This window comes from Nitrospira sp. M1, from assembly GCF_965152605.1.
The window spans coordinates 2164782-2187594 of the sequence record NZ_OZ224217.1; the positions used below are offsets into that span (position 1 = coordinate 2164782).

Consider the following 22813-nt stretch of genomic DNA (forward strand, 5'->3'; position numbering starts at 1 on the left):
CGGTTTACTTTCCTACCTTAGCACTAACGGGAGGCGACCGACTTCATGGACAGATCAAATCCATACCTTTTGTACTGTTCTTGACTTCTTTTGACCGTAACAAATACGATGGCAAATAGGAACCTCATTCATGTTCAACTACCCTATCCAATTACATCTTACCCTTTTTCTTGTCGTTTTCGTCTTCGGGTTGACGGAGTTGTCGACTCCAGCACACAGCCACGCCAAAGCATACTTTGAAGACGGCTACCTGGGACTCAAGCAAACGGAATTACACAAGCAATTAGGCATGCCCATGGCTGTTCGCTCTCGTAAAGCCGCACTTCGCGTGTTCAGCTACTATACGTTCCAAGATTGGGAGAAATACTTCAGAAAGATTGTTGCGCCGGGAAACGGAGAAGATGTGTACACCTACAACCGCGACGAAACGCAAGTGCGGTATTCCTTTGCCTACACTCCCGATCTTACTGAACGTACGGACTCACCGACGCTTTACGTGAAACGAGTTGAAATTGAGTTCACTCCTGCGGTGACTCTCTCTAAAATCCCTGACTTAATTTCTGAATTCTCGCCTCCCACAGCTTCGACGGCATCGGTCTTTCGATCAAACCTCTGGCTGCTCATATTTAAAGGCGCCCCGTCACAGGAAGCATCTTTTATTTCAAAAGAACAAGGCAAGGAAAGCCTCCCATGGTCGTTGGCGTATCAGATGTTTGCCATTAATGGGCTGCCCGATTTCCTGACACTTGATGCGAAAATTGACCGTATGGAAATTACCACGCAAAGCCTCCAAATCGTGAAAACCAATCAACGGCTTACGCATGAACCAATATTGAATCCTTTTTCAGAAGAGGTTGCGAACCAACCTCCGCCTGCCCAAGGTGAGAAAAATAAATCTATACCTCAGCCGCAATATGCGGACTAGAAGCAACGCAATATTCAGGGCGTACAGTGGAAAATGTAAATTATATAAGAACGCAATCCCTTTTGCATTTCCATATTACATTTTGACATTTTCAATTCGTACGTCTCTTTTACAATTTCTCATACCGAATATCTCCATCCCCACTGAGTAATAAGTACGGTTCCCCCCATTGCAATTGATTCTCTAGGTCCCACGCATCTGAGCTCGATTCCAGCTTGAGTCGAATCCCGTACGGTCCTCCAAAAATGAGCATGGCCATTCCAGCCCCGGAATCTTCCACCCTCTGAGCAAAGGCCCTACACAACGGTTGTTCGGGGTCATCACTCCATCCTGTAATGAAACACCATTCTCCTTGTGGAATACGATCATAGATCTTAATATGTGTAATAGATGAAGGGGGAGCAACCTCTTTGAACCGCAGAAAGACGGAGGTTTCGCAATTAGCATTGCTCTCGACTTCTACAAACATCGTTCACCCTTTCTTGACCCCTGAAAATCTCTACTGATACCATACAGCCAATTCAGCATCAGTTGATCAATCACACAATCTTAAAAGTCGTTTCCCCTTGAATAACGTGCCCAAAGATACACTCCCATCTCAGCTTGATCCACTTCCATTTCTTTGCCGACGACCGGTTCGAATAGTCTTCTATGTCGGACTGACCGCATTTTTTCTCTGGATGATTGGCTGGGGCCTTATTCCCCCGCTGTTAGATCCGACATTTGAAAAGCATGTACAAGAGAAAAAAGTGATTGTTGGCATGACCCGTGATCAAGCCATGAAAGCATGGGGCTCACCATACCAAATGAATGTCAGCTATACGTCTAAAGGAATCAGACGGGAAGAATGGGTCTATGAAGACTGGCTAGACGCTGGAACCATCACTCATCGCTACCTGTATTTTGAAGAAAACCGATTAATCGGTGGCTGGAAATAACTTAAGCCTTCTATCGTTGGAGCAACCGTTATCCCGGCAGGCTTTGAACGAACTCTGTGATAACGTGAAAGAGGACGAGGCAAATATTAGGGAGTTTCAGTAATTTGAGCTCTTCTCTCTCGCCCACTACCTCCGCTAATAATTAAGACTCGTTTCCATTCACGAATTTGGTAGACCGCCCATGCATTGGGCTGCCCTTTATAATACGCCTCAGGGTCTTCACCCTTAGCCTGAAGATATGTCGGTTCCGTAAAACCCTCATCTAAGACGTAATCCATCAGATTGTCAGCCGTCACACCTTTTCCACTGAGCGACACCTCAGCTAAAAAGGTTAAGATTTCATCTGGATTTCCTAAATTTACTGTTTCCATAGACTTACAGCTTCCTCAATATTGTGGTATTCTATAAGTGTTGTGAATGAAAAATCAATTCCGTTCCAATAGCTGATGGTTGTGTGGCTACCGTACATACCTCCGCTTTGTATTGTCTCTCCTCTCATATCCTGCAGAATGTAAAGGACCATCATGCGAACTCTCTCCCCTGATCAATTCCGTGAGAAGTTGTTTGACGTGCTACGCCGCAAGCAGCATTGGGCTTCTACATATTTCGATGGAAACACAATTACCAAGGATCATCTACATCAACTCTATCATCAAGAATATGTTGTCTATATCCGTGATTTCGCCGTGTTGCTCGCACGAATTTTAGGGAAAAATCCACCGTGGGAAGTTCGTCGACGATTGGCTACCACGATTTATGAAGAAGAGACAGGCGGTCTTTCCTTTCAGCAACCGCATCAAGAGCTCTTTCTGCAAATGATGATCGGGTTGGGATTCGACCGATCAGGATTCCGCGATGTGAAACTTCTGTCGAGCAGTAGGATCTATCGTGAATGGTTGGATCAAGTCTGTGAAGATGAAGACTGGCTTGTCGGAGCTACCGTGTTAACAGTCTTTGTCGAAGGCACATCCATGGATCCAGATGATGTCATGTATCCTAAGGGGCCAAAATCTCCAGCCGAGATTGAGGATATTATTATGAAGCACCCATTAGTCGAATACCAAGGACTCTCGCCCAAACACATGGATTATATACGCGTCCAGCAGATCGTTGAACCCGTCAATCGCCGTGCGATATACGACATGATCATTCATCACACAATTGAAGCTGAACAACAACAGATTGTCTTACAGAAAATGGATGAAGCGTTACGTCAATGGTCTAGATATCAGGACGGCATCGCGAGATCTTGCGGGCTACGTCAGTAGACACACCGGACTCTCACCATTCCCGAGCACCAGCATGTTCACATACTTTCCAAGAAAAATATAACTGCCAGGATTTTCTGTTCTATAGCCGTTTCAGTTATGCCGAATCTGTAGGTCGTCGCACTGAATGCTGGTTATAGCCGTTTCAAATAACTTCCGCTGGTGGAAACATTGTAACGCGCGGAGTTCGCTGTATTTTCCTGTATGGAACTTTTTGGGATTCGCTATAACCCTTCGTTATTGAATCGTCAATCGCCTGTAGGTCATCCAGGCGGGCAGAACCTTCCTGTATGTTCATGTGGTACCGCGCGGAGTTCGTGATATTCTCCTTATTGGAACGTATTTGGATTCGCTATAGTGCCAGCAACGAGGAAATTTGCAGCTCCATTTGGATAAGTGCAAAACCCTCATGTGTACGATTGCCAGGGCTTCAACTGAATACTCTCCCCCACTGCAAGCAGATGCATATTCTGGAGGATCGGCTCTTTCGGTAAAAAAGAAACGGTTACCCACACACCTATTCAGTCGTCATGAAACACTGCTATTGCAATGATGAGTGAGCCGCGTGCGTGCGGAGCCTATTTATGACCGGAATATCGGCTGGAGGGAATTCAAATTCATGAAAATTCTCAGGCTTCACCCAACAAAAATCTGCGCATTCCACAGCCCTTGGCCTGCCACGGATAATTGAACATTCAAAAAAATTCAATTCAACCGTTTTCTCCGCATAGTCGTGATGATTCGTCAGAAAATGTACGGGCTGGCTTACCTCAATGTCGAGTTCCTCGAGAACCTCTCGAGACACACATTCCGCAAGTGACTCCCCCTCTTGGCATTTCCCTCCTGGGAATTCCCACAGCCCCCCTAAATGGACATCCGGCTTGCGCTGTGCAATCAAGTAATACCCATTTTGTACGATCAACGCGATACCAACCTGAAGATGAGGTTTCATGGCTAACTACGTGTTAGGGAGCTTTATATGGGAACACTTTGCAGAACTTCTGCATCGGACACAACAAACAATACGGCTTTCTCGCTGTACAGACCATTGCGCCAAAATCCATTAATGCTTGATTGAAATCATAGCCTTTCCCTTTAGGGATAGACTCTTCTGAAATAGCCCATAACTTTGTCTTTTGAGTCTTGGGGTCCCCTTCTCCCACAAATACGCGATACAGCACTCGCATGACATTCGTATCAAGAATCGCAGCATCTTCTTGAAATGCAAATGAACGTACAGCCCCTGCTGTGTACCGGCCAATCCCTTTTAAGGATAATAATTCATCTGGATCTTTCGGAATTTCTCCCCCGTACCGTGCCATTGATTCACGGGCAATACTATGTAAGCGATAGGGACGAATATTGTACCCTAATGGAGACCATGTCTCTCGTACCTGCTGAGGTTTGGCCGCAGCAAGGTCCGCAACTGTTGGATATTTTTGTAAAAATTCATGATATTTGGGAACAACCCGGTCTACTTGAGTCTGCTGAAGCATCACTTCCGAGACAAGGATTTTATACGGATCATTGGTTCGCCTCCAGGGAAGATCACGGCCAAACTCGCCGTACCATTTCAATAATTGTGTTTGAAATTTTCGCTTGATACGAGGATCTAAAAGGGGGGAAGGTTTTATTTTTACCGACTTTTTCTTTTTAGAAGAAGTGTTGCTGGGTAATCGATCAGAACGAGCCATAATACAGCTGGATTGTATGGAGGGCTGTTGCAGATTGCAAGGCAGTGCTCATACGCAATTCCGTAGAATGATGACGCACTGACGACTAGACAAAACGGGCACGTTCACTCTCATCGGGGAGTCGGCAACTTTCGCGCTTCCCCATCCACTGGTATCGCCGGCGTCCAATAAATTGATAGACCAAATCTCGGATAACCTGGGGAATGACAATGCAGACATACAGAAGAGGCCACATGCCCGTCAGTTCTTTTGCGACTCGTAAGGCTGCCGTCGACTTTGTAAAAACCTGCCCATTTTCAAGGTAAAGAAATGTTTCGAAGTCTTGCGTGTCAAAATTATTCCTTCGTAAAATTTGCTGTCCCGGTTCAGACTGCAAGGTGCCAAACATAAATTTTCTCTGGGGATCTCTGCGGATGACAAAATCCACAGTGGCATTGCAAAAATTGCACACTCCATCGAAGAGAATGACTCGTGAGTAATCGTCCAAAGGCTGACCTGTGCTTTTCACTTCTTCCATAAATAACCTCAGCAAGGATTCCTTCGAGCCTGCCGCCAAATCATTAATGACTCAATATAGGAGGCCGTCCACACATATCGTACGCGTTCTGAGTGCACTGGCCATTCTTTTGACATACGAACCGACATGTTGTTCTGTCCCACAATTACGATGACAGTCTACCAGCTTTGCAAAAAATCGGCTTGCGATATTATGTTATACTCTTCACGCATGCTTTTCCCAGGAAACTCACCATGAAAATGCTTCTTCATGTTATTCACATACTCGTCTTTTTTATTTCGTTGAGTCTTGGAGAAATGCTTACCCATGCTTTTGCAACGGAATCTACAGGCATTGGCCAACTCGTTCAAGTTCCAGAATCATCGATACAAAATTTAATCGTTCCGTCCACTCGCCCCCTTCTAACCGCATCGGCGTTGGATCGATTTTTGACTGAGCTAGAAGGAGTCCCTCCAAATTGGGAATCCTTACATGATCCCCCTGAAGCTGAACATGGGGCGCGGATATTCCAGTTCAATCGAGCACGTGACGAAGCAAGAAATGGGCATCAACTCCTTAAGGCGCATATCGCATTTTTTTGGAGTGGGATCTTGCGAAAGTATGATGATCAACACCAAGGATTTCGCATTGCTGTCGGGCCTATGCTCACAAAAACCAAGTGGGGAATCGTACGATTTAAACCCGTAAACATACCGTCTGAAATGGTTGCGATTCCCTCAAAGGGTCTCCTGAAGAAATTACAAGCCCAAGCGAAGCAAGGTAAAGAAATTGAAATTACTATTCTGTATACAGGGTTTTTGATTCCTCAAGAATCAGTAATGTACGCGTTCTCTCATGACAATTCAGACCTTGGCATGATCATGCCTTTCGTTCAAATCGATGGAGTCAAGTACATTCTAAAAGACTGCCATTGAAGCATGCCGGTGACGTCGTTTTGCAGAGCCATTGACTAACAACACTGTACGCGCCTCCCCAAGCTCCCCCTTACTAGACAATCTACGAAGAATTCCGCTAACCTTGATGCATGCCAGTAAGGACATACTTTTCTCTTCCCAGTGAACTGTTCGTACATAAAGAAAACACCGCTATATATTACAACAAACGCAAACTATTTTCGCGTGTGGTGAGAACAGTGCATACTTGCCTTATTACAACAAGCCGTACCGTATTCTTAGGGAATATCTCTTTATTAACGACTGTTCAAGTCTCAGTGTATTTCCCATAATTCCTTGCCATAATTCATACCGAATGTAATACCTAAAAAATCTTTCACTTTCGATCCTGATTGTGCGGGCAGGTCCAAAAGTTACCGTTCCTTTCTTAGAGTGTTTCTAAGATACAGGGAGCTCGACTTTCATTTTCCACTACCTTCCCACTCTGTCTCAAGCCTCATACGATTTTCATTCAACAGTCTTGTCGTTTTTCACAACATTACCATTGGTCTATTCAAAATTCATTGGATGGGCTTTTAATTCAAAGGAGGGTCCTATGTCTACTATTTCTGGGAGTCTGTTCATCAACCCTGTTTCTTCAGCTGTCCCATCATCTACGGAGGATACATTTCATGCACTCTGCCAGTACATTTCAAAGCTGGTTAGCAAAGGCGGTCCAACTCTCGCAGATTATGACGACTTGAACTCTGCATTAGATCTTCTGGCACAGGCTCGAAAATCAGCGTCCGTCACTCAAGAACAGTTGCAAGAAATTCTGGTAGCTTTTGGGGAATCACTTTCACGTGAAACGATTCAAGGACTGGGCTATCTGAAACCACATGGGTATGCTGGAGACTTTGAAATAATTGACAAAATTTACAGAAATCACCTTTCTCCAATTCCAGAGCTTCAGAATTGGGATCGGTTTGTTCACTATCAACCGGCATTTAAGGCAGTCAAAAACAGGTTGTCCTATTTTTTAGAAGAAATGTGGGATCTCAAACTCGCTTACCCCCAGGGAGCCTCTGTATTAAATCTCGCCAGTGGCCCTGGACGAGATATGCTCGAATCGTTTCGAGTCATTGGGAACTCAAAAATCCATATTGATTGCGTCGAACAGGATGCGACCGCCATTCAGTATGCTCAATCACTTTGCGGTGATTACCTTGAACGCATTTCATTTATTCACCGAAATGTGTGCCGGTTTTCGCCAAAAAAACACTATGATCTCATTTGGTCTGGTGGGTTGTTTGATTACTTCAATGAGAAATTGTTTAAAAGAATGCTTACGCGATTTCTTGGTGCATTGAAAAAAAATGGGAAACTGGTGATCGGCAATTTCTCTGAAAACAATCCAACGCAAAGTTACATGGACTTTTTTGATTGGGTCCTGTTTCATCGCAGTCGCGAGACCCTTGGTCGATTAGCTATTGAATGTGGGGTTTCACCAAAAAACTTTTGGATCGAACAGGAACCAGAGGGCGTGAATCTGTTTTTGCATATCGTCAATGCCTAGCCATATTGGTCAATCCCCCTCAAGAAGCTTGGCGGACTCTCGCGTGACCCCAGAGCCTGTACGACTTAGGCGCAGGTACAGGTCAGGGAACAATCAGGTTTGCTTTGCGCATGAGGCACATTGATGAAAGTTCGAATGATAGTAGAACCATGAGACTCAAAGAACACAATACAACGGATTATCATACAGCTTTGAGTTCTTATTGCTACAAACAATATGGCATCCTTATACACCCATTTAGTCTGTGAACAATCATGCATGAGTCATGTATAGATCACGGCACTCTCCCTTGCCTTCTCAAAAAGAAGGCAAGGGAGAGTCATTTCTGGTATTCATTTACACATAACTCGAATACGTCATTTAGAAACGACAGGAACACGTTGAAAACCAAAACACTCGGAAAGAGTCAGAACACATCGGCACAAAAAATAAATTTTGGGAGATAGGCTATTGCGAGAAACGTAAAGAAGAAACTAACTCGAAAGGACTGAATGGAGGACTTCACTCACTTCACCAAGTCTGAATGGCTTGGAGATTCTTCCATGAAAACCATACTCTTGAAAATTCGAAAGAACAGGGTCATTGGAATAACCACTCACGACAATGGCCTTGACTGATGGAGCTATTTTGAGCAATTTCTGAATAACAATCCGGCCACCCATCTCGCCAGGAATCGTCAGATCGAGTATGACCGCATCAAATGGGGTGCCTTGCTCTTGAGCGTGCGCAAACACGGCGAGAGTTTCTTCGCCATTCGTTGCTGTTTTCTGCGAATATCCACAGACTTCCAGCATCTCACTTAGAACTTTTCGAATTGGAGCGTCGTCATCCATGATCAGAATATTTCCATGCCCAATACGTATTTGCGTGGATGGTTTGTGCATGGCAATCTGACTTTCAGTAGAAGCGGGTAAGAATATCGTAAATGTTGTGCCAATGCCAATTTCTGAGTCAACCGCTACACTCCCTCCATGATTCTTCATAATGGAGGAGGACGTCGCCAATCCCAGGCCATGCCCACTTGGTTTAGTGGTAAAATACGGATCGAAAATTTTGCTCACATGTTCTTTTTGAATCCCGACCCCTTGATCCATAAACGAAACTTTCACCCAATGACCGACAGAGAGATGGCCTCGAGTCCAACTACTTTCACTCTCAATGGTAATATTTTGACCAAACACGGTGATGGTGCCACCATCAGGCATGGCCTGCATCGCATTAATGACTAGATTTTGCACGACTTGGCTAATTTGACCAACATCAACTTCGACAGTCCATAATTCTTTGGTGATATGAAACTCACACTTCACATTCGAGCCGGTCAACACAAATCGAGAATTTTCCTCAACAATTTGACTGAGAGAAGCTGGCTTTCGAATGGGAGTCCCACCCTTGGCAAATGTCAATAATTGTTGAGTTAAGTCTTGGGCACGTAACGAGGCCATTTCCGCTTCATTCAGTCGAGGGAAAAGAGGATTGTCGGACGCAATAAAAAACTTAGCGAGCGACAGTTGCCCTAAGATCGCCGTAAGAAGATTATTGAAATCATGAGCAAGGCCTCCAGCCAGTAACCCCAAGGAATCAAGCTTACTCACACGCAACCGTTCTTCTTCAAATTGCTTTCGAATGGTCACATCTTCCGCCATCCCTGCAATGCGATAAATCTTTCCTTCTTTATTATGAATAGGGTACGCACGATCATGAATCCATCGAATCTCGCCATCGCGCAGTAAAATTCGATATTCAATGTCCAAGGTCCCTTCTCCCAATTTCTGATAAAAACTTCGCTCAACCCTCATGCGATCCTCAGGATGCACTGCCGCCATCCACGCTTCAGGATTGTGATACAGCTCTTGAGAAGAAGACCCCCAACATTTTTCGTATACTGGGCTTACATAAATAAACTGTTGTGAAACGGAATCGACGAGCCAAAACACATCAGCAATCGACTCTGCCAATTGACGAAACCGCTCTTCACTTTCCTGGAGAGAAACTTCTGCGAGCTTTTTTTCTGTTAAGTCCCTTGTCACAATCAAAATACTATCGATGCCGCCAGAGTTTCCCCATTCTGGGACTAAGCGCGACTCAAAGAATTTTTGTCCATCAGAAGATGAGAAAGAAAATTCAATGATCACCATGGTTTTCTCATGGCAAACCCGGCGCAGAGACTTTTCCCAGAAAAATGAAATCGTATCAGGAACATCTAATTCAGTCGCGGTTTTACCCAAATACCACTCTGGCACAACGTCACGACTCGCATCGAACCAGCGGTTTAAATATAAGAATCTTCCACGAGGGTCAAGCCGTGCAATAATATCTGGAAGATGATCGGTCAAGGTGCGAGCTTCTCGATCCCAACGTAATAATTCATCTTCAAGACGTTTCTGATCAGTTATATTGAGCATGACACCTTGAAGGAGAAAAGAGACACCATCCGGTCCCCTCATTACGTTGCCCTCATCTCGAAACCATAAGGTGTGCCCATCGCTTCCGATCACACGATACTCTGCACGAAAAGGCTCCTGGGTTTGAAAAGAGGCTCGATGCTCTGGCCGAACACGTTCACGATCCTCGGGATGAATGTGTTTCATGAACTGCTCAGGATTATCAATCCACTCAGATGGGTGAATACCTAAGATCGTCTCAATTTGTGGACTAATATAGCGAAAGACAATCCCGTCTTGTTCTAAGATTGCCGTATAGGCAATGCCGGGAATATGTTCGACAAGCAACCGATATTGATCGGATGTATAGGTTGTCAGTTTATTCATAGCCTAAGAAGTATCATCACAGGCAGAGAGCACGTGTCGTGAAAGAATTGAATAGTCCTTGAATGTTTGGCTCTATCACTGATGTGAACAGTCCTATGATGTTTTGACATGCTCAAACACATCCAATCCAATCAAGAAGAAGAAAGCAGAGACTGCTGCTCCCGAATACGCAGACTTCTACTTTTTGTGACGACTGGCAGACTGAGCAAGACCAGTCGTTCACCGGTTTTCGAACTATATACCTGAATATATCCGGCATACATTCCAACTATTTCCCGAGCTATGGTGAGGCCGTGATCATCAAGGTCGGATTTTTCTAAACCCGCATAGGTGCTTTCGCCTGAATGAAATGAGGGCAACAACACATCGAAGGTCGGCGCAACTTGAATGTCTGAAAGCTCGACTTGAATCCATTTGTCGCCAGTCGAACTCGTAATGCTTTGCGTCTTAAGAAAAAGAGACTTTTCCATCGGCTCAACATTGTTGACTCGATTGATATAATGGAGCAGCAAGTTAAAGAGCACCTGTCGCATTTCCTGCCGCCGAAAATACATCGTGGGAATTTCATGATCGAGTGATGTTTCAATTTTAATGTGCTGATAGTCTAGATTCAGAGAAATAAAGGCAACACACGACTCAACAAGCTCATTCATGTTTTCTTGGGTGTGTTCTCCTGACAGTTCATGGCTGGCATATTCTCTGATCTCTTTGGTCAAACTTTCTATACGCAGGACATCCGAAGAAATAACCGTCTGGAATCGGCCTAAAAACTCTTCATCATTCTTTCGTAGTTGTGCTAATTGAACAAAAGCCTTAATAGAAGATTGCGAGTTTGTCAGTTCTTGCGCTAATCCACCTGACATGGTCTCAAGCGATCGTAAGCGATCCATATGTCGCACAATGGCCTGGGAACGAATGACTTCTTCACGAAGTATGGAATTTTCAAGCGCGAGTGCCGCCTCACGAACCAAGGTCGAGACAAAGCCCAAGGCTTCAATCGCTTCAAACGACTCAGGCGAACAGGGACTAATGAGACAGAACCCCAACAATCGATTCTTCCGAATAAAAGGAAAACAGACATCAGCACCCAATTTCTCCAGATCTATCAACACACGTTGCTTCCATTGATCGGGAAATGACTGCTTCAGCTCCTGACAGAAAACCCGAGTTTGCACGATTGACAAATAACGTGGAAGGTCGTCAGTAATCGCAAATGTCACATTCGACACACCATGATTAACACTGTCCCCAAAGTCTGAGACTTGCGTATAGATACTTTTCTCTTCGTTTAAGACATAAAGTATAGCCGTGTGTGCACGCATACCACGGCTTAACGTATTGACAATTTCCTGACCCAATAGATTCATGTCCTGTAAGGTCGAAATATTTGTTGAAAATTGAGAAAGTGCTTTCATGCTGGAATCTTGCCCTCTGAACACGGTACCCGATACAGAGCGACGAGCTCCTAACCGCATTTGGTAGGCCCCTGCAACCGTTAACAAATGAACAAATAACTGCACCATCGAATAACGATAACTGATCGCTCCAAATACCGACTTTTGAGCAAGGAGTAAGACCGGGTACGCTGGTTGCGAGATCAACAACAAGACTGCGAGATAGCTGAGCCCTTTTTCAAGAAATACCGAAAAATCCATTAAACGATAGCGTAGTAACGTGTACGCGACTAAAGCGACATAGAACGTAAAACAGATTGTTCCATATGGAAGGATTTCAATTCCGTACCAGAGAGGGAAGTTTGTTGCGCCACCCAAATAGGCAACGATGGAAGCAATTAACAGATAAAAAAACTGTTTCCGACGAAGCCGTTTTTCCCGTTGATACGCCAGCGCTAACAGATAACACGAATATAATGCGACGGCTCCCCACCATACTAAAAACAAATGAAAAAATGGGCCAGGTTGCGGCCAAAATAAGAAATAGCTAGCTGGCTGAACATCAGCAACAAAATAGGGGGTCGCATCAACCAGTAAGAAAAACCCACCCATAAGGTAGGTACCTTTCAAGACTGTCCCTAAGCGATCACTGTCATTGGTCAAATATAAAACATGATGCAGCTGTGTCACGGGGATAAAAATGGCTCCAGCCATGAGTAACCTGGCGAAGACAAGTGCGGTATCATGCGTGCTTGCAAGTTGCCAACTGAAATAGGCCAAACTCCAGACGGCAATGCTCAGTCCTAGTAAACCGTACGACCAGTGACGAGGATCCTTGGGCGAACGTGTATACACAAGAATTGCAAGACTAATCGCTGCAATACCGTTTAGCAGTCCGCTAATAGCAAAAAAATTCACGGATTGGTGGGTCCCCTTCTCTGCATGTACGACATGCAAAAACCCATAAGGCATGGTCAATTATAAGAATTTGACAAGCACAGTACGTAATAAACGCAAGAAGGTCAAGTGAGGTTAGGTTGTGATTGTAAGTAAAGATGTTCCCGATACCAAGGATGCTACAAACTGGGAAGCGAGGAAATCGTAAATTGCATATGTAATGATGCAGAAAACACAATAATAATTCAGATTTAGGTAAGTAAGAATAGATGAGACATCAACGATCATTTTCATCTCATTATGTCGTACAATGTGTTCTCCTAATATTCCATAGAGTAACGTCTAAAAAGACATATCGACATGTGAGGTCTCGAGATGTTAATAGGTATTTATATTTAAGTGTAAAGCTTCCACTGAGAGAGAGAGTATGTTGGGATTGACTCGATAAAGAAACAACTTGAGGCTGCCAGATCGACGTAGAAGCCTCCACAATCAGGAAACATCCAAATGAGTGACTGTTATTGCGTGAGAAGAGTAGCTAGGCCAGAGCCAAACGAGACCTTGATCATCATTCATGCTTCAGACGACGGAAATTTGCCGACCATCGTTTCATCTGGAAGAAATATTGGCAAGAAATTCTGGCAATTGAGTGAAACTTTGAATACGCGGGGGTGACTGACGAGATTCCGTCGTACCATTCAACAACACAGCATGAAGACCCGCTTGGGTCGCACCCTCCCAATCGTCTTTCAAGCTGTCACCAATGTGTAAGGCTTCATGCGGTTCTATGGCATGCTCATTTAGGGCGTAGTGAAATATCTGTTTTGCCGGTTTTACGGACTGCACCAGACTTGATATGGTCACGGTATCAAACAGCGGTCTGAGCGAAAGATCTTCGAGTATCTGGAAGAGTCTGGTATCAAAATTTGAAATAATACCTAACTCATAGCCAAGCTCTTTTAATCTTTGGAGAACAGGAACTAACTCCGAGTCTGTTCTCCAATGCAAGCCAGTGCCAAACGCCTCATAGACTTCCTCAAAGTACTCGTCAAATCGCTCGAACATTCCAACGCGATAAAATACGGCATGAACAATATCAAACCACCATAGCCGTTCGCATTGCTTTAATTTTTCAGGTTGCGAAACATGAAAAATAGCAGGAGGCGCATCTCGAAACGCCTGAGAAAAGGCGGATTGAATCGCACCGGCTAACTCAGGTGTGGCCTGTACGCCATAACGCTTAGCATACTGAAGATAGACATCGGCCACCGACCCATTGATATGAATGAGGGTCCCAGCGGCATCAAAGAACACCACTTTTATCACTGAATGAGGCATCTCTTTCATAGTTGACCTAACAATCTCGCAGCCCAATCCAAACTCAATGAGACAAAAGAGGCGGATTCAACTGATGGAGTCACGGTGTTCGAAAAAGCGCAACGATTCATAGCTGATGCCATGAAAAAGCACAGCTATAAACATAAATATTGATATACGTAGGATTGTTGGGGAAACGTAGTACTAACTGAGAACAAAGACTCAAGTAATCTGTGCAAGAGAGAACCGCATCTCTCTTTTATTTGGATTTTTTTGTTTTGCCTTCGCGCTCCAAGGCCTTTAAGCGGTCTTTATTTTTTCGATGTTTCTTTCGAAGATCACGATCTTTTTGTCGGCCTCTAGGCATAAACTCCTCCACATCATTTTGACAACAGGAACACTCGACATGATCTATATCATAACACCACATGCACCAACAAGTAGGACTGTCCTTGCTTGAAGCCCCCTTAAGCGCATGATAAGATCGGCTTCTTCACTACAATTCGTTAAAGGCACATGTCCCCACCACAACTCAATAAAACGTATGACCCTCAGGAAGTTGAAAAACGCTGGGGCCAATTTTGGATTGATGAGGGCCTTTTTACGCCAAAAACTGATGGGCCTGAACAAGCCTACACGATCGTCATTCCACCTCCCAACGTGACAGGCTCTCTGCATATTGGACATGCACTAAATAGCACACTCCAAGATATTTTGGTCCGTTGGAAGCGCATGCAAGGGTATAAGACGCTCTGGCTTCCCGGAACAGACCATGCCGGTATCGCTACACAAAATGTGGTTGAACGACAACTCATAGCTGAGGGAAGCTCTCGAGAACACATTGGTCGCCAAGCATTCATTGAACGAGTCTGGGCTTGGAAACAACAATCCGGCGACACCATTATCGAGCAACTCAAGCAGTTGGGGGCATCATGCGACTGGAGCCGTCAACGCTTCACCCTCGACGAAGGATTATCTCATGCAGTACGTGAAGTTTTTGTCACGCTGTACCAAGAGGGGCTGATCTACCGGGGAGAACGATTAATTAATTGGTGCCCACGATGCCTCACTGCACTGTCAGATATCGAGGTAGAACATGAAACCATCAAGGGAAAGCTGTATCACATTCATTACCCTGTAAATGGGAAAGAGGACTCCTTCCTCACGATTGCTACAACTCGACCAGAGACGATGCTAGGCGACACAGCCGTTGCCGTTCATCCTGAAGATCCACGCTACAATCACCTCATTGGGCACTACATTGACTTACCTCTCACATCGAGAAGGATTCCAATTGTCGGCGACGCGATCCTTGTCGATCGAGAATTTGGCACAGGGGCCGTAAAAATCACTCCGGCCTGTGACTTTAATGATGAAGAAGCCGGCAAACGTTTACATCTTCCGTCAAAACCAATCTTTGATCACAGAGCTCGAATTGATGCGGAACTATTCGAACCGGAGGATATTGATTCAGATCTCAGGAACCGTATTCACGGTAAAAGCGAACAAGAAGCTCGAAAACTTGTCGTTGAGGCTTTAGAGAATATCGAGTTACTGGAGAAGGTTGAAGATCACACCATGGCCATTGGAAAATGCTACCGGTGCAAAACGATCGTCTTGCCCTACCCTTCTCCTCAATGGTTTGTGAAAATTCAACCGCTTGCCGACCCAGCTATCGAAGCCGTTGAGTCGGGAAAGATTCGAATCATTCCAGACGGCTGGAAAGGCAACTATTTTGGTTGGATGCGGAATGTGAAAGATTGGTGCATTTCGCGCCAAATTTGGTGGGGACATCAGATTCCAGCATGGTACTGCACGACCTGCAATGCCGACCACCTGCATTTCCCTGTGAATGATCAAGCAAGCCAAGACAAAGACTCAAAGAGCTTTGAAGCTTCAACAATGACGGGCTTTATCGCACCCGAAGCCATTCCGATCATCTCGAGAACAACACCGACTACCTGTCCTCGCTGTGGAGGTGACGACCTCCTCCAAGACCCAGATGTCCTGGATACCTGGTTTTCTTCTGCGCTTTGGCCATTTTCTACTCTTGGATGGCCCAAAGAACATGTCGACCTAAAAACCTTTTATCCAACTTCAACACTCGTCACAGGACTCGATATTTTATTCTTCTGGGTCGCACGCATGATCATGATGGGATTGAAATTTACCAATGAAGCTCCCTTTCGTGACGTCTATATTCATGCCCTCGTCCGAGACGCCGAAGGTCAGAAAATGAGTAAGTCCAAAGGGAATGTCATTAATCCCCTAACGAAGATGCAGGAGTATGGAACCGATGCTTTGAGATTTACCTTAGCGTCTATGGCTTCACCCGGACGCGACATTAAGCTTGCAGAAGGACGCATTGAGGGCTATCGAAACTTTGTGACAAAGATATGGAATGCGGCTCGCTTCATCGCACTCTATGGTGATGGCGCACGAAAGACACTCCCCGTGTCAGAACGATCCTTCGCCGATCGATGGATTCTTAGCCGTCTGAACCACACGATTCGTGACTGTACAAATTTTTTGGAAGAGTACCGATTTGATCAAGCCACCTCCACCCTTTATCAATTTCTCTGGCACGAATATTGTGATTGGTATATTGAATTAGTCAAGCCGGCCTTTCAGGATCCACAGTCTGAAGAAGCTCAATCGACTCGACAGACACTCTTTGAATCATTTGAAATCATTCAACGACTGCTTCATCCCTTCATGCCATTTTTGAGTGAAGAACTCTGGCAAGCCTTTCCTCACTCAGGAACATCCATCGTGACGCAACCTTTTCCGACAGAAAAAAAAGACTGGAATTCCCAGACAACGGAACAAGACTTTCACATATTTGAACAATTCGTGAATGCCTCACGCACAAGCCGGGCCTTACTCAATTGCTCACCGGTCCAACCCATGACCTTCTGGGGAACCTCAACAAGCCCACAGGAACGTGCGACCCTCAATACACTGAAACCGTACATCACGCATCTGACTCGCGGAGCCGTAACCGTAACTGAAGCCGATACTTGGTCTACTCACAATGTCCTACGCCTTGTCATGGGCTCCATTACGGTTGGAACCACGATCGATCAGGAAATTGACTTACAACGTGCGTTAGATCGTTTGCGGAAACAAGCACAAGAGAAACAAAAAGAAGCGAGCCGCTTACAAGCTCGCCTTGCGTCAAAAAACTTCACTGACAAAGCCGAACCAGATGTGATTCTTGAATCGCAAACTCGTCTCAAAGCCCTGACCGAGGAATTAACTCTGCTGGCCAGCAGTGAAGACCAGCTCTCATCGATCCTCGGATAACCTTCGCTGTGACCATGTCCGCACACAACACTCACATTCGTTCGCTGATTAAACTTGCATTGGAAGAAGACTCGGTTGATGAAGATGTCACCACCAATATTCTCATCCCGCCTCGCAAACAAGCCAAGGCGACCATTACAGCCAAAGAAGACTTGGTGATTGCGGGACTAGAGGTCGCACGACAAGTATTTACGCAAGTCGATCGATCCTTAAAGTTTGTGGACTTACAAAAAGATGGAAACATGATCGATGCAGGAACCGTCTGCTGTACGATATCGGGAAACGCCAGGGCTCTCCTCAAAGCAGAGCGTGTAGCCTTAAATTTCCTACAGCATTTATCGGGGATCGCTACGCTCACGCATCAATTTTGCCTTGCAGCGAGTGCATCCTCAACGAAGCTTCTTGATACTCGCAAAACCATTCCTGGATTACGATATTTGCAAAAACAAGCCGTGACTTTTGGGGGCGGGAACAATCATCGACAATCCTTGAAAGACGGGATTCTCATTAAAGACAATCATTTGGCCTTACTGAACTCACACGGACTAACCCTTGAGGCAGTTTGTCGCTTGGCAAAAAAACATGCGCCCCCTCACCTGAAAGTCTGCGTTGAAACTGAAACGCTCGCTCAAGTTCAAGCTGCTCTTCAGGGTGGTGCTGATAGTATCCTCCTCGACAACATGTCTCCTCAACTTCTTCGTAAAGCAATTAAGCTGATAGACGGACGTGCCCTGACTGAGATATCAGGAGGCATCACTTTGAAGACTGTTCATACGATGGCGAAGGTTGGAGCCGATTTTATTTCCATAGGAGCCTTAACCCACTCTGCCCGATCCATGGATCTGAGCCTTTCTCTCACCTCTCTTGATTATGCAAGTCGCCGTCGTGCATCTTTCAATGCGTAACGCTCCGTCAGAATCCACGTCCCGCTCTTCGGAGATATTTCAATCGATGCTCTCGACCAAGGCGATTGGTCGACCGACGTTGATCTACGATGAGGTTTCCTCAACAAATACATTAGGTTTTGAGGCCGCACAAGGTCACACCCCTCATGGCACCGTCATTCTTGCTGAAAGTCAAACTGCAGGAAAAGGACGGCAAGGTCGAACATGGCATTCCCCGTCAGGAAAAAACCTTTATTTTTCCATTGTCTTAACGCATGCCACTTATAAAGCTCACGCCTCTTGGATTCCCTTAGTCACCGGCATTGCCCTTGCCGAAAGCCTTGAGCTGACAGCAAAATGTTCAATCTCTCTTAAATGGCCCAATGACATTTTGATTCACGATAGAAAATTAGCCGGAATACTCTGTGAAGTTCGACAACAAGGAAAGGCCGGTGGGGCCATTGTGGTGGGAATTGGCATTAACATGAATAGTGATACAAACGACTTTCCCGAAGAATTACGAGACACCGCAACATCCTTGAAACTGGAAAGCCAGCAAGAATTTGATCGACTTTCGTTTCTTTCAACCTTTCTGGCAAACGTTGAATCGCACTATACGAGATTGCATTCAGAACCGATTGAGGCTATACGATCTCAGTATATTGCACGGTGCACAACATTAGAGTGTGCCATTGAAGTCCACCTTCATTCTGGCAAGAGATTAGAAGGGAGAGCGGTCGATATTGGCCAAAATGGCGAACTCCACCTTATGCCATCCGACAATCAGAGTCGTCACGCAATTATCCCGATACGTTCTGGCGATGTTTTTCATGTTCGAAAATCCTCACGGCGTATGCACAAAGTCGGAAAAGTAGATTAATTACGCAAGCAAGGGAATGTAGCGAATTATGCTTCTTGCCATTGACATAGGAAATAGTCATATCGTTGGTGGAATATTCGAACAGCAGCATCTTGGTGCGGCCTGGCGCTTCGCTACAGATCATACGAAAACGACTGATGAGTACGGGATTCTCTTACTTTCCCTACTCAACGCTCATGGCCTACAACCTTCGGATATTACAGGATGCATCATATCAAGTGTCGTGCCACCTATTACGGTGGTTTTTGAGTCAATGGTCAAAGCATTTTTCAATCAAAGTCCGATCCTGGCATCTTTTAAAAGCCCACTTGGACTCACCTTGCGCTACGCACACCCTCAGGAGATTGGAACAGATCGACTGGTTAATGCCGCGGCAGCCTTTGCTCGCTACCAACGTTCGCTTATTATTGTAGATTTTGGAACAGCGACAACCTTTTGCACCGTCACGGACTCAGGTGAATACCTAGGTGGTGCAATCGCTCCAGGCCTAAAAAGTTCTGCGGATTCGCTTCACCTTCAAACTGCCCAGCTCCCCGTGATTGATTTAGCCCAACCACCTCAGGTCATCGGGACCGATACGATTACCAGTATGCAATCAGGTCTTATCTTTGGATATTCCGGACTTGTGGATGAATTAGTACGAAGAATCCAAGGAGAGATCAAGCAAACGACCTATGTGATCGCAACTGGCGGTTTAGCGTCAATTATTTCTCAAATTTCGTCTACGATTGATGAAGTCAGGCCAAATCTCACACTTGAAGGCTTGGAACTCCTGTATCGACGAACCACTATCTCATCGTGAATCACCACAAATTCGTCAACTTCCTCGCAAAAAACTGAAAAATGTAGGAAATTTCAGCCAGTGGGTTGACTTTAACTCTTCCCATGACTATCTGGGACTCACATGAGTTTGTTCTGATGTCATTTGAGGAGAAAAGGCTATTTATGAGCACTAGCGATCAACCCATTCAGGAAGATGCTCCCGAGAGCAAAGGGGAGACCCCCTGCTCTTCTACTGAACAGACGGAAGACGTCGCTCAAGAAACACCAACACTTAACGATCTTGAGACGCTTCAGCAAGACCTCAAAGCGAAAACTGAAGAAGCACACACAAATCACGATAAGTACTTACGATTGGCCGCAGAGTTTGATAATTACAAAAGACGGTCGCAGAGGGACCAAAGCGACGCAATCAAATTTGCCAATGAAAAATTGATTAAAGATTTACTTCCAACGCTCGAAAATCTGGAGCGGGCGATCCAATCTGCACAAGAACAGAATATCACTGGGGCGTTACTCGAAGGCGTCGTCTTGACCCATAAACAATTCCTTGAATCATTGACAAAACTGGGACTTCAGCAAATTTCCAGCCTTGGCGAACCGTTTGACCCTGCTAAACATCAAGCTGTTGCGCAGGTCGAGTCAGACACAGCGCCACCGAATACCGTCATTGAAGAATATCAAAAGGGTTACTTTTTACATGAACGCATTCTTCGACCGGCGATGGTGACTGTCGCCAAACAACAATCTGATCACGAAACAAACACTAATAGCGAACAGAGCTGTACCGAAGGAGGATAAGAGCATGAGTAAGATTATTGGAATAGATTTGGGGACAACGAATTCTTGCGTCGCAGTAATGAGCGGTGGAGATCCTAGTGTCATTGCCAATTCAGAAGGAGGCCGAACGACTCCGTCGGTTGTTGCCGTCAACGATAAAGATGAACGGTTAGTCGGACAAATTGCCAAACGACAAGCCATTACGAATCCAGAAAATACCATTTTTTCCGTCAAGCGACTGATGGGACGAAAGTTTAGTGCTGCCGAAGTGGCCGATGCCGTCAAACGGCTACCGTATAAAATTGTCGAAGCGGCGAATGGTGATGTCGACGTTGAAATTCGTGGGAAACGTCATAGCCCACCAGAAGTCTCTGCCATGATTCTCCAAAAAATGAAACAAACGGCGGAAGACTATCTCGGAGAGAAAGTCACCGATGCGGTCATTACCGTTCCGGCCTACTTTGATGACAGCCAACGACAGGCCACGAAGGATGCCGGACAAATTGCCGGCCTCAATGTGCTTCGCATCATCAATGAGCCAACGGCAGCATCTCTCGCCTACGGGCTCGACAAGAAAAAAGATGAGCGCATTGCCGTCTACGACCTAGGTGGCGGAACATTCGATGTGTCAATTCTTGAAATTGGCGATGGAGTTTTTGAAGTCAAATCCACAAATGGCGATACCTTTCTCGGTGGTGATGACTTTGACCTTCGCATCATTGATTGGCTCGTTGAAGAATTCAAGAAAGATCAAGGCATTGACCTTCAAAAAGACCGCATGGCCCTCCAACGACTGAAGGAAGCCGCAGAGCGGGCCAAAATTGAATTATCCTCTTCACAAGAAACGGAAATCAATCTGCCCTTCATTACGGCCGATGCCAGTGGCCCCAAACATCTTGTCCTTAAATTGACACGGTCCAAGTTAGAACAGCTTGTTGATGATCTGATCACGCGCTCTATCGACCCATGCAAAAAAGCCTTGTCAGATGCCGGCCTTTCTGCCAGTGATATCAATGAAATCGTTCTCGTCGGCGGGATGACTCGAATGCCCAAAGTGATCGAACGGGTAAAAGAGTTTTTCGGAAAAGAACCCCACAAGGGTGTCAACCCTGATGAGGTCGTTGCAATAGGAGCAGCTATCCAAGGTGGTGTACTGAAGGGTGACGTAAAAGATGTCCTCCTTCTTGATGTGACACCTCTGTCATTGGGCATTGAAACCTTAGGTGGAATTTTCACGAGACTCATTGATCGAAATACGACGATTCCAACGAAAAAAAGCCAAGTTTTCTCCACGGCCGCTGACAACCAAACCGCTGTGACAATTCGGGTTTTTCAAGGCGAACGTGAAATGGCCAACGACAATAAGTTGTTAGGACAATTTGATTTAGTCGGTATTCCTTCTGCACCGAGAGGCCTGCCGCAGATTGAGGTGACGTTTGACATTGATGCAAATGGCATTGTCCACGTCTCCGCAAAGGATATGGCCACCCAAAAAGAACAGTCCATTAAAATCACAGCATCTAGCGGCTTGAGTAAAGAAGAAGTCGATCAACTTGTTAAGGACGCACAAGCCCATACCGAAGAAGATAAAAAGAAGCGAGAACTCGTTGAGCTCAAAAATCAAGCCGACACACTCATCTACAGTACAGAGAAAAATTTATCTGAACATGGTGACAAAGTTGACGAAGAAGAGAAAACGAAGATTACCACCGCCATTGCAGACTTAAAGACTGCATTGGAGAGTGGAGACGCTGAGGCCATTCAATCATCAATGCAAAACCTCACGACGGCTTCACATAAACTTGCAGAAGAAATGTACAAGAAAGCGTCAGCGGATGCGGCCACATCGGGAGCCTCAGAAGGCCCGTCTGACGACACGAGCGGCGGTGAGAATACGACTTCAAATTCCGACGAGAAAATTGTTGACGCGGAATTTGAGGAAGTCGACAAAGAAGCAAAATAAAGTAGAATAACTAGAGTGAGTACCTATGACGCACACATGATTAGTCTGGCA

General features: G+C 45.4%; 19 protein-coding genes. 11 read left to right on the forward strand and 8 right to left on the reverse strand.

Annotated features, from left to right (window positions below; all coding sequences use genetic code 11):
* Positions 1-130: 130 nt before the first annotated feature.
* Positions 131-925 (forward strand): hypothetical protein, encoded by a 795-nt coding sequence (locus ACWHX8_RS09840; protein WP_447971772.1) that lies wholly within the window; start codon positions 131-133, stop codon positions 923-925.
* Positions 926-1034: 109 nt separating this feature from the next.
* On the opposite strand, the gene ACWHX8_RS09845 is transcribed toward ACWHX8_RS09840, so the two are convergent.
* Complete coding sequence (locus ACWHX8_RS09845) at positions 1035-1394, reverse strand: hypothetical protein (RefSeq protein WP_447971773.1); 360 nt, start codon at positions 1392-1394, stop codon at positions 1035-1037.
* A 106-nt stretch (positions 1395-1500) separates the two neighbouring features.
* Between ACWHX8_RS09845 and ACWHX8_RS09850 the strand changes: the two genes are divergently transcribed.
* A complete protein-coding gene (locus ACWHX8_RS09850) occupies positions 1501-1863 on the forward strand; it encodes a hypothetical protein (RefSeq protein ID WP_447971774.1) in 363 nt (120 codons plus the stop codon).
* An 86-nt stretch (positions 1864-1949) separates the two neighbouring features.
* Here ACWHX8_RS09850 and ACWHX8_RS09855 read toward each other — a convergent pair whose 3' ends face one another.
* A complete protein-coding gene (locus ACWHX8_RS09855) occupies positions 1950-2234 on the reverse strand; it encodes a hypothetical protein (RefSeq protein WP_447971775.1) in 285 nt (94 codons plus the stop codon).
* Positions 2235-2387: 153 nt separating this feature from the next.
* Here ACWHX8_RS09855 and ACWHX8_RS09860 point away from each other — a divergent pair, with 153 nt between their 5' ends.
* On the forward strand, positions 2388-3131 hold the full coding sequence (locus ACWHX8_RS09860) for an iron-containing redox enzyme family protein (protein ID WP_447971776.1): 744 nt from the start codon (positions 2388-2390) through the stop codon (positions 3129-3131).
* Between the two features lie 541 nt (positions 3132-3672).
* Here ACWHX8_RS09860 and ACWHX8_RS09865 read toward each other — a convergent pair.
* The 3 genes from ACWHX8_RS09865 to ACWHX8_RS09875 form a co-directional block, all read right to left on the reverse strand.
* Positions 3673-4083 carry a (deoxy)nucleoside triphosphate pyrophosphohydrolase gene (locus tag ACWHX8_RS09865; RefSeq protein ID WP_447971777.1) on the reverse strand — a complete coding sequence of 137 codons (411 nt, stop codon included), beginning with the start codon at positions 4081-4083 and terminating at the stop codon, positions 3673-3675.
* Positions 4084-4096: 13 nt separating this feature from the next.
* Positions 4097-4825, reverse strand: a complete 729-nt coding sequence (locus tag ACWHX8_RS09870) for an A/G-specific adenine glycosylase (RefSeq protein WP_447971778.1) — start codon at positions 4823-4825, stop codon at positions 4097-4099.
* Positions 4826-4910: 85 nt separating this feature from the next.
* The gene (locus ACWHX8_RS09875; protein ID WP_447971779.1) at positions 4911-5342 is read right to left on the reverse strand and encodes a thiol-disulfide oxidoreductase DCC family protein; all 432 of its coding nucleotides are present in this window, start codon (positions 5340-5342) and stop codon (positions 4911-4913) included.
* Positions 5343-5575: 233 nt separating this feature from the next.
* On the opposite strand from ACWHX8_RS09875, the gene ACWHX8_RS09880 reads away from it, so the two are divergent.
* Together ACWHX8_RS09880 and ACWHX8_RS09885 are read left to right on the forward strand one after the other, a co-directional pair.
* On the forward strand, positions 5576-6256 hold the full coding sequence (locus ACWHX8_RS09880) for a hypothetical protein (protein ID WP_447971780.1): 681 nt from the start codon (positions 5576-5578) through the stop codon (positions 6254-6256).
* 574 nt (positions 6257-6830) lie between these two features.
* The gene (locus ACWHX8_RS09885; RefSeq protein ID WP_447971781.1) at positions 6831-7790 is read left to right on the forward strand and encodes a class I SAM-dependent methyltransferase; all 960 of its coding nucleotides are present in this window, start codon (positions 6831-6833) and stop codon (positions 7788-7790) included.
* A 473-nt stretch (positions 7791-8263) separates the two neighbouring features.
* Here the strand turns inward: ACWHX8_RS09885 and ACWHX8_RS09890 are convergent, their stop codons facing one another.
* From ACWHX8_RS09890 to ACWHX8_RS09900, 3 genes are all read right to left on the reverse strand, one after another.
* Positions 8264-10561, reverse strand: coding sequence for a PAS domain-containing hybrid sensor histidine kinase/response regulator (locus tag ACWHX8_RS09890; RefSeq protein ID WP_447971782.1), 2298 nt, complete (start codon positions 10559-10561; stop codon positions 8264-8266).
* Positions 10562-10692: 131 nt separating this feature from the next.
* On the reverse strand, positions 10693-12873 hold the full coding sequence (locus ACWHX8_RS09895; RefSeq protein WP_447971783.1) for a histidine kinase N-terminal 7TM domain-containing protein: 2181 nt from the start codon (positions 12871-12873) through the stop codon (positions 10693-10695).
* Positions 12874-13461: 588 nt separating this feature from the next.
* The gene (locus ACWHX8_RS09900; RefSeq protein WP_447971784.1) at positions 13462-14190 is read right to left on the reverse strand and encodes an HAD-IA family hydrolase; all 729 of its coding nucleotides are present in this window, start codon (positions 14188-14190) and stop codon (positions 13462-13464) included.
* A 495-nt stretch (positions 14191-14685) separates the two neighbouring features.
* On the opposite strand from ACWHX8_RS09900, the gene ACWHX8_RS09905 reads away from it, so the two are divergent.
* The 6 genes from ACWHX8_RS09905 to dnaK all read left to right on the forward strand — a co-directional run bounded on the left by ACWHX8_RS09905 (position 14686) and on the right by dnaK (position 22762).
* Positions 14686-17475 carry a valine--tRNA ligase gene (locus ACWHX8_RS09905; protein WP_447971785.1) on the forward strand — a complete coding sequence of 930 codons (2790 nt, stop codon included), beginning with the start codon at positions 14686-14688 and terminating at the stop codon, positions 17473-17475.
* Positions 17476-17489: 14 nt separating this feature from the next.
* Complete coding sequence (nadC, locus tag ACWHX8_RS09910) at positions 17490-18380, forward strand: carboxylating nicotinate-nucleotide diphosphorylase (RefSeq protein ID WP_447971786.1); 891 nt, start codon at positions 17490-17492, stop codon at positions 18378-18380.
* A gap of 46 nt (positions 18381-18426) precedes the next feature.
* The gene (locus tag ACWHX8_RS09915; protein WP_447971787.1) at positions 18427-19239 is read left to right on the forward strand and encodes a biotin--[acetyl-CoA-carboxylase] ligase; all 813 of its coding nucleotides are present in this window, start codon (positions 18427-18429) and stop codon (positions 19237-19239) included.
* Between the two features lie 28 nt (positions 19240-19267).
* Positions 19268-20041 carry a type III pantothenate kinase gene (locus tag ACWHX8_RS09920; RefSeq protein WP_447971788.1) on the forward strand — a complete coding sequence of 258 codons (774 nt, stop codon included), beginning with the start codon at positions 19268-19270 and terminating at the stop codon, positions 20039-20041.
* Between the two features lie 143 nt (positions 20042-20184).
* Positions 20185-20820: a nucleotide exchange factor GrpE gene (gene grpE / locus ACWHX8_RS09925; RefSeq protein WP_447971789.1), complete on the forward strand. Its 636-nt coding sequence runs from the start codon at positions 20185-20187 to the stop codon at positions 20818-20820.
* 4 nt (positions 20821-20824) lie between these two features.
* Positions 20825-22762: a molecular chaperone DnaK gene (gene dnaK, locus ACWHX8_RS09930; protein WP_447971790.1), complete on the forward strand. Its 1938-nt coding sequence runs from the start codon at positions 20825-20827 to the stop codon at positions 22760-22762.
* Positions 22763-22813: the final 51 nt, after the last annotated feature.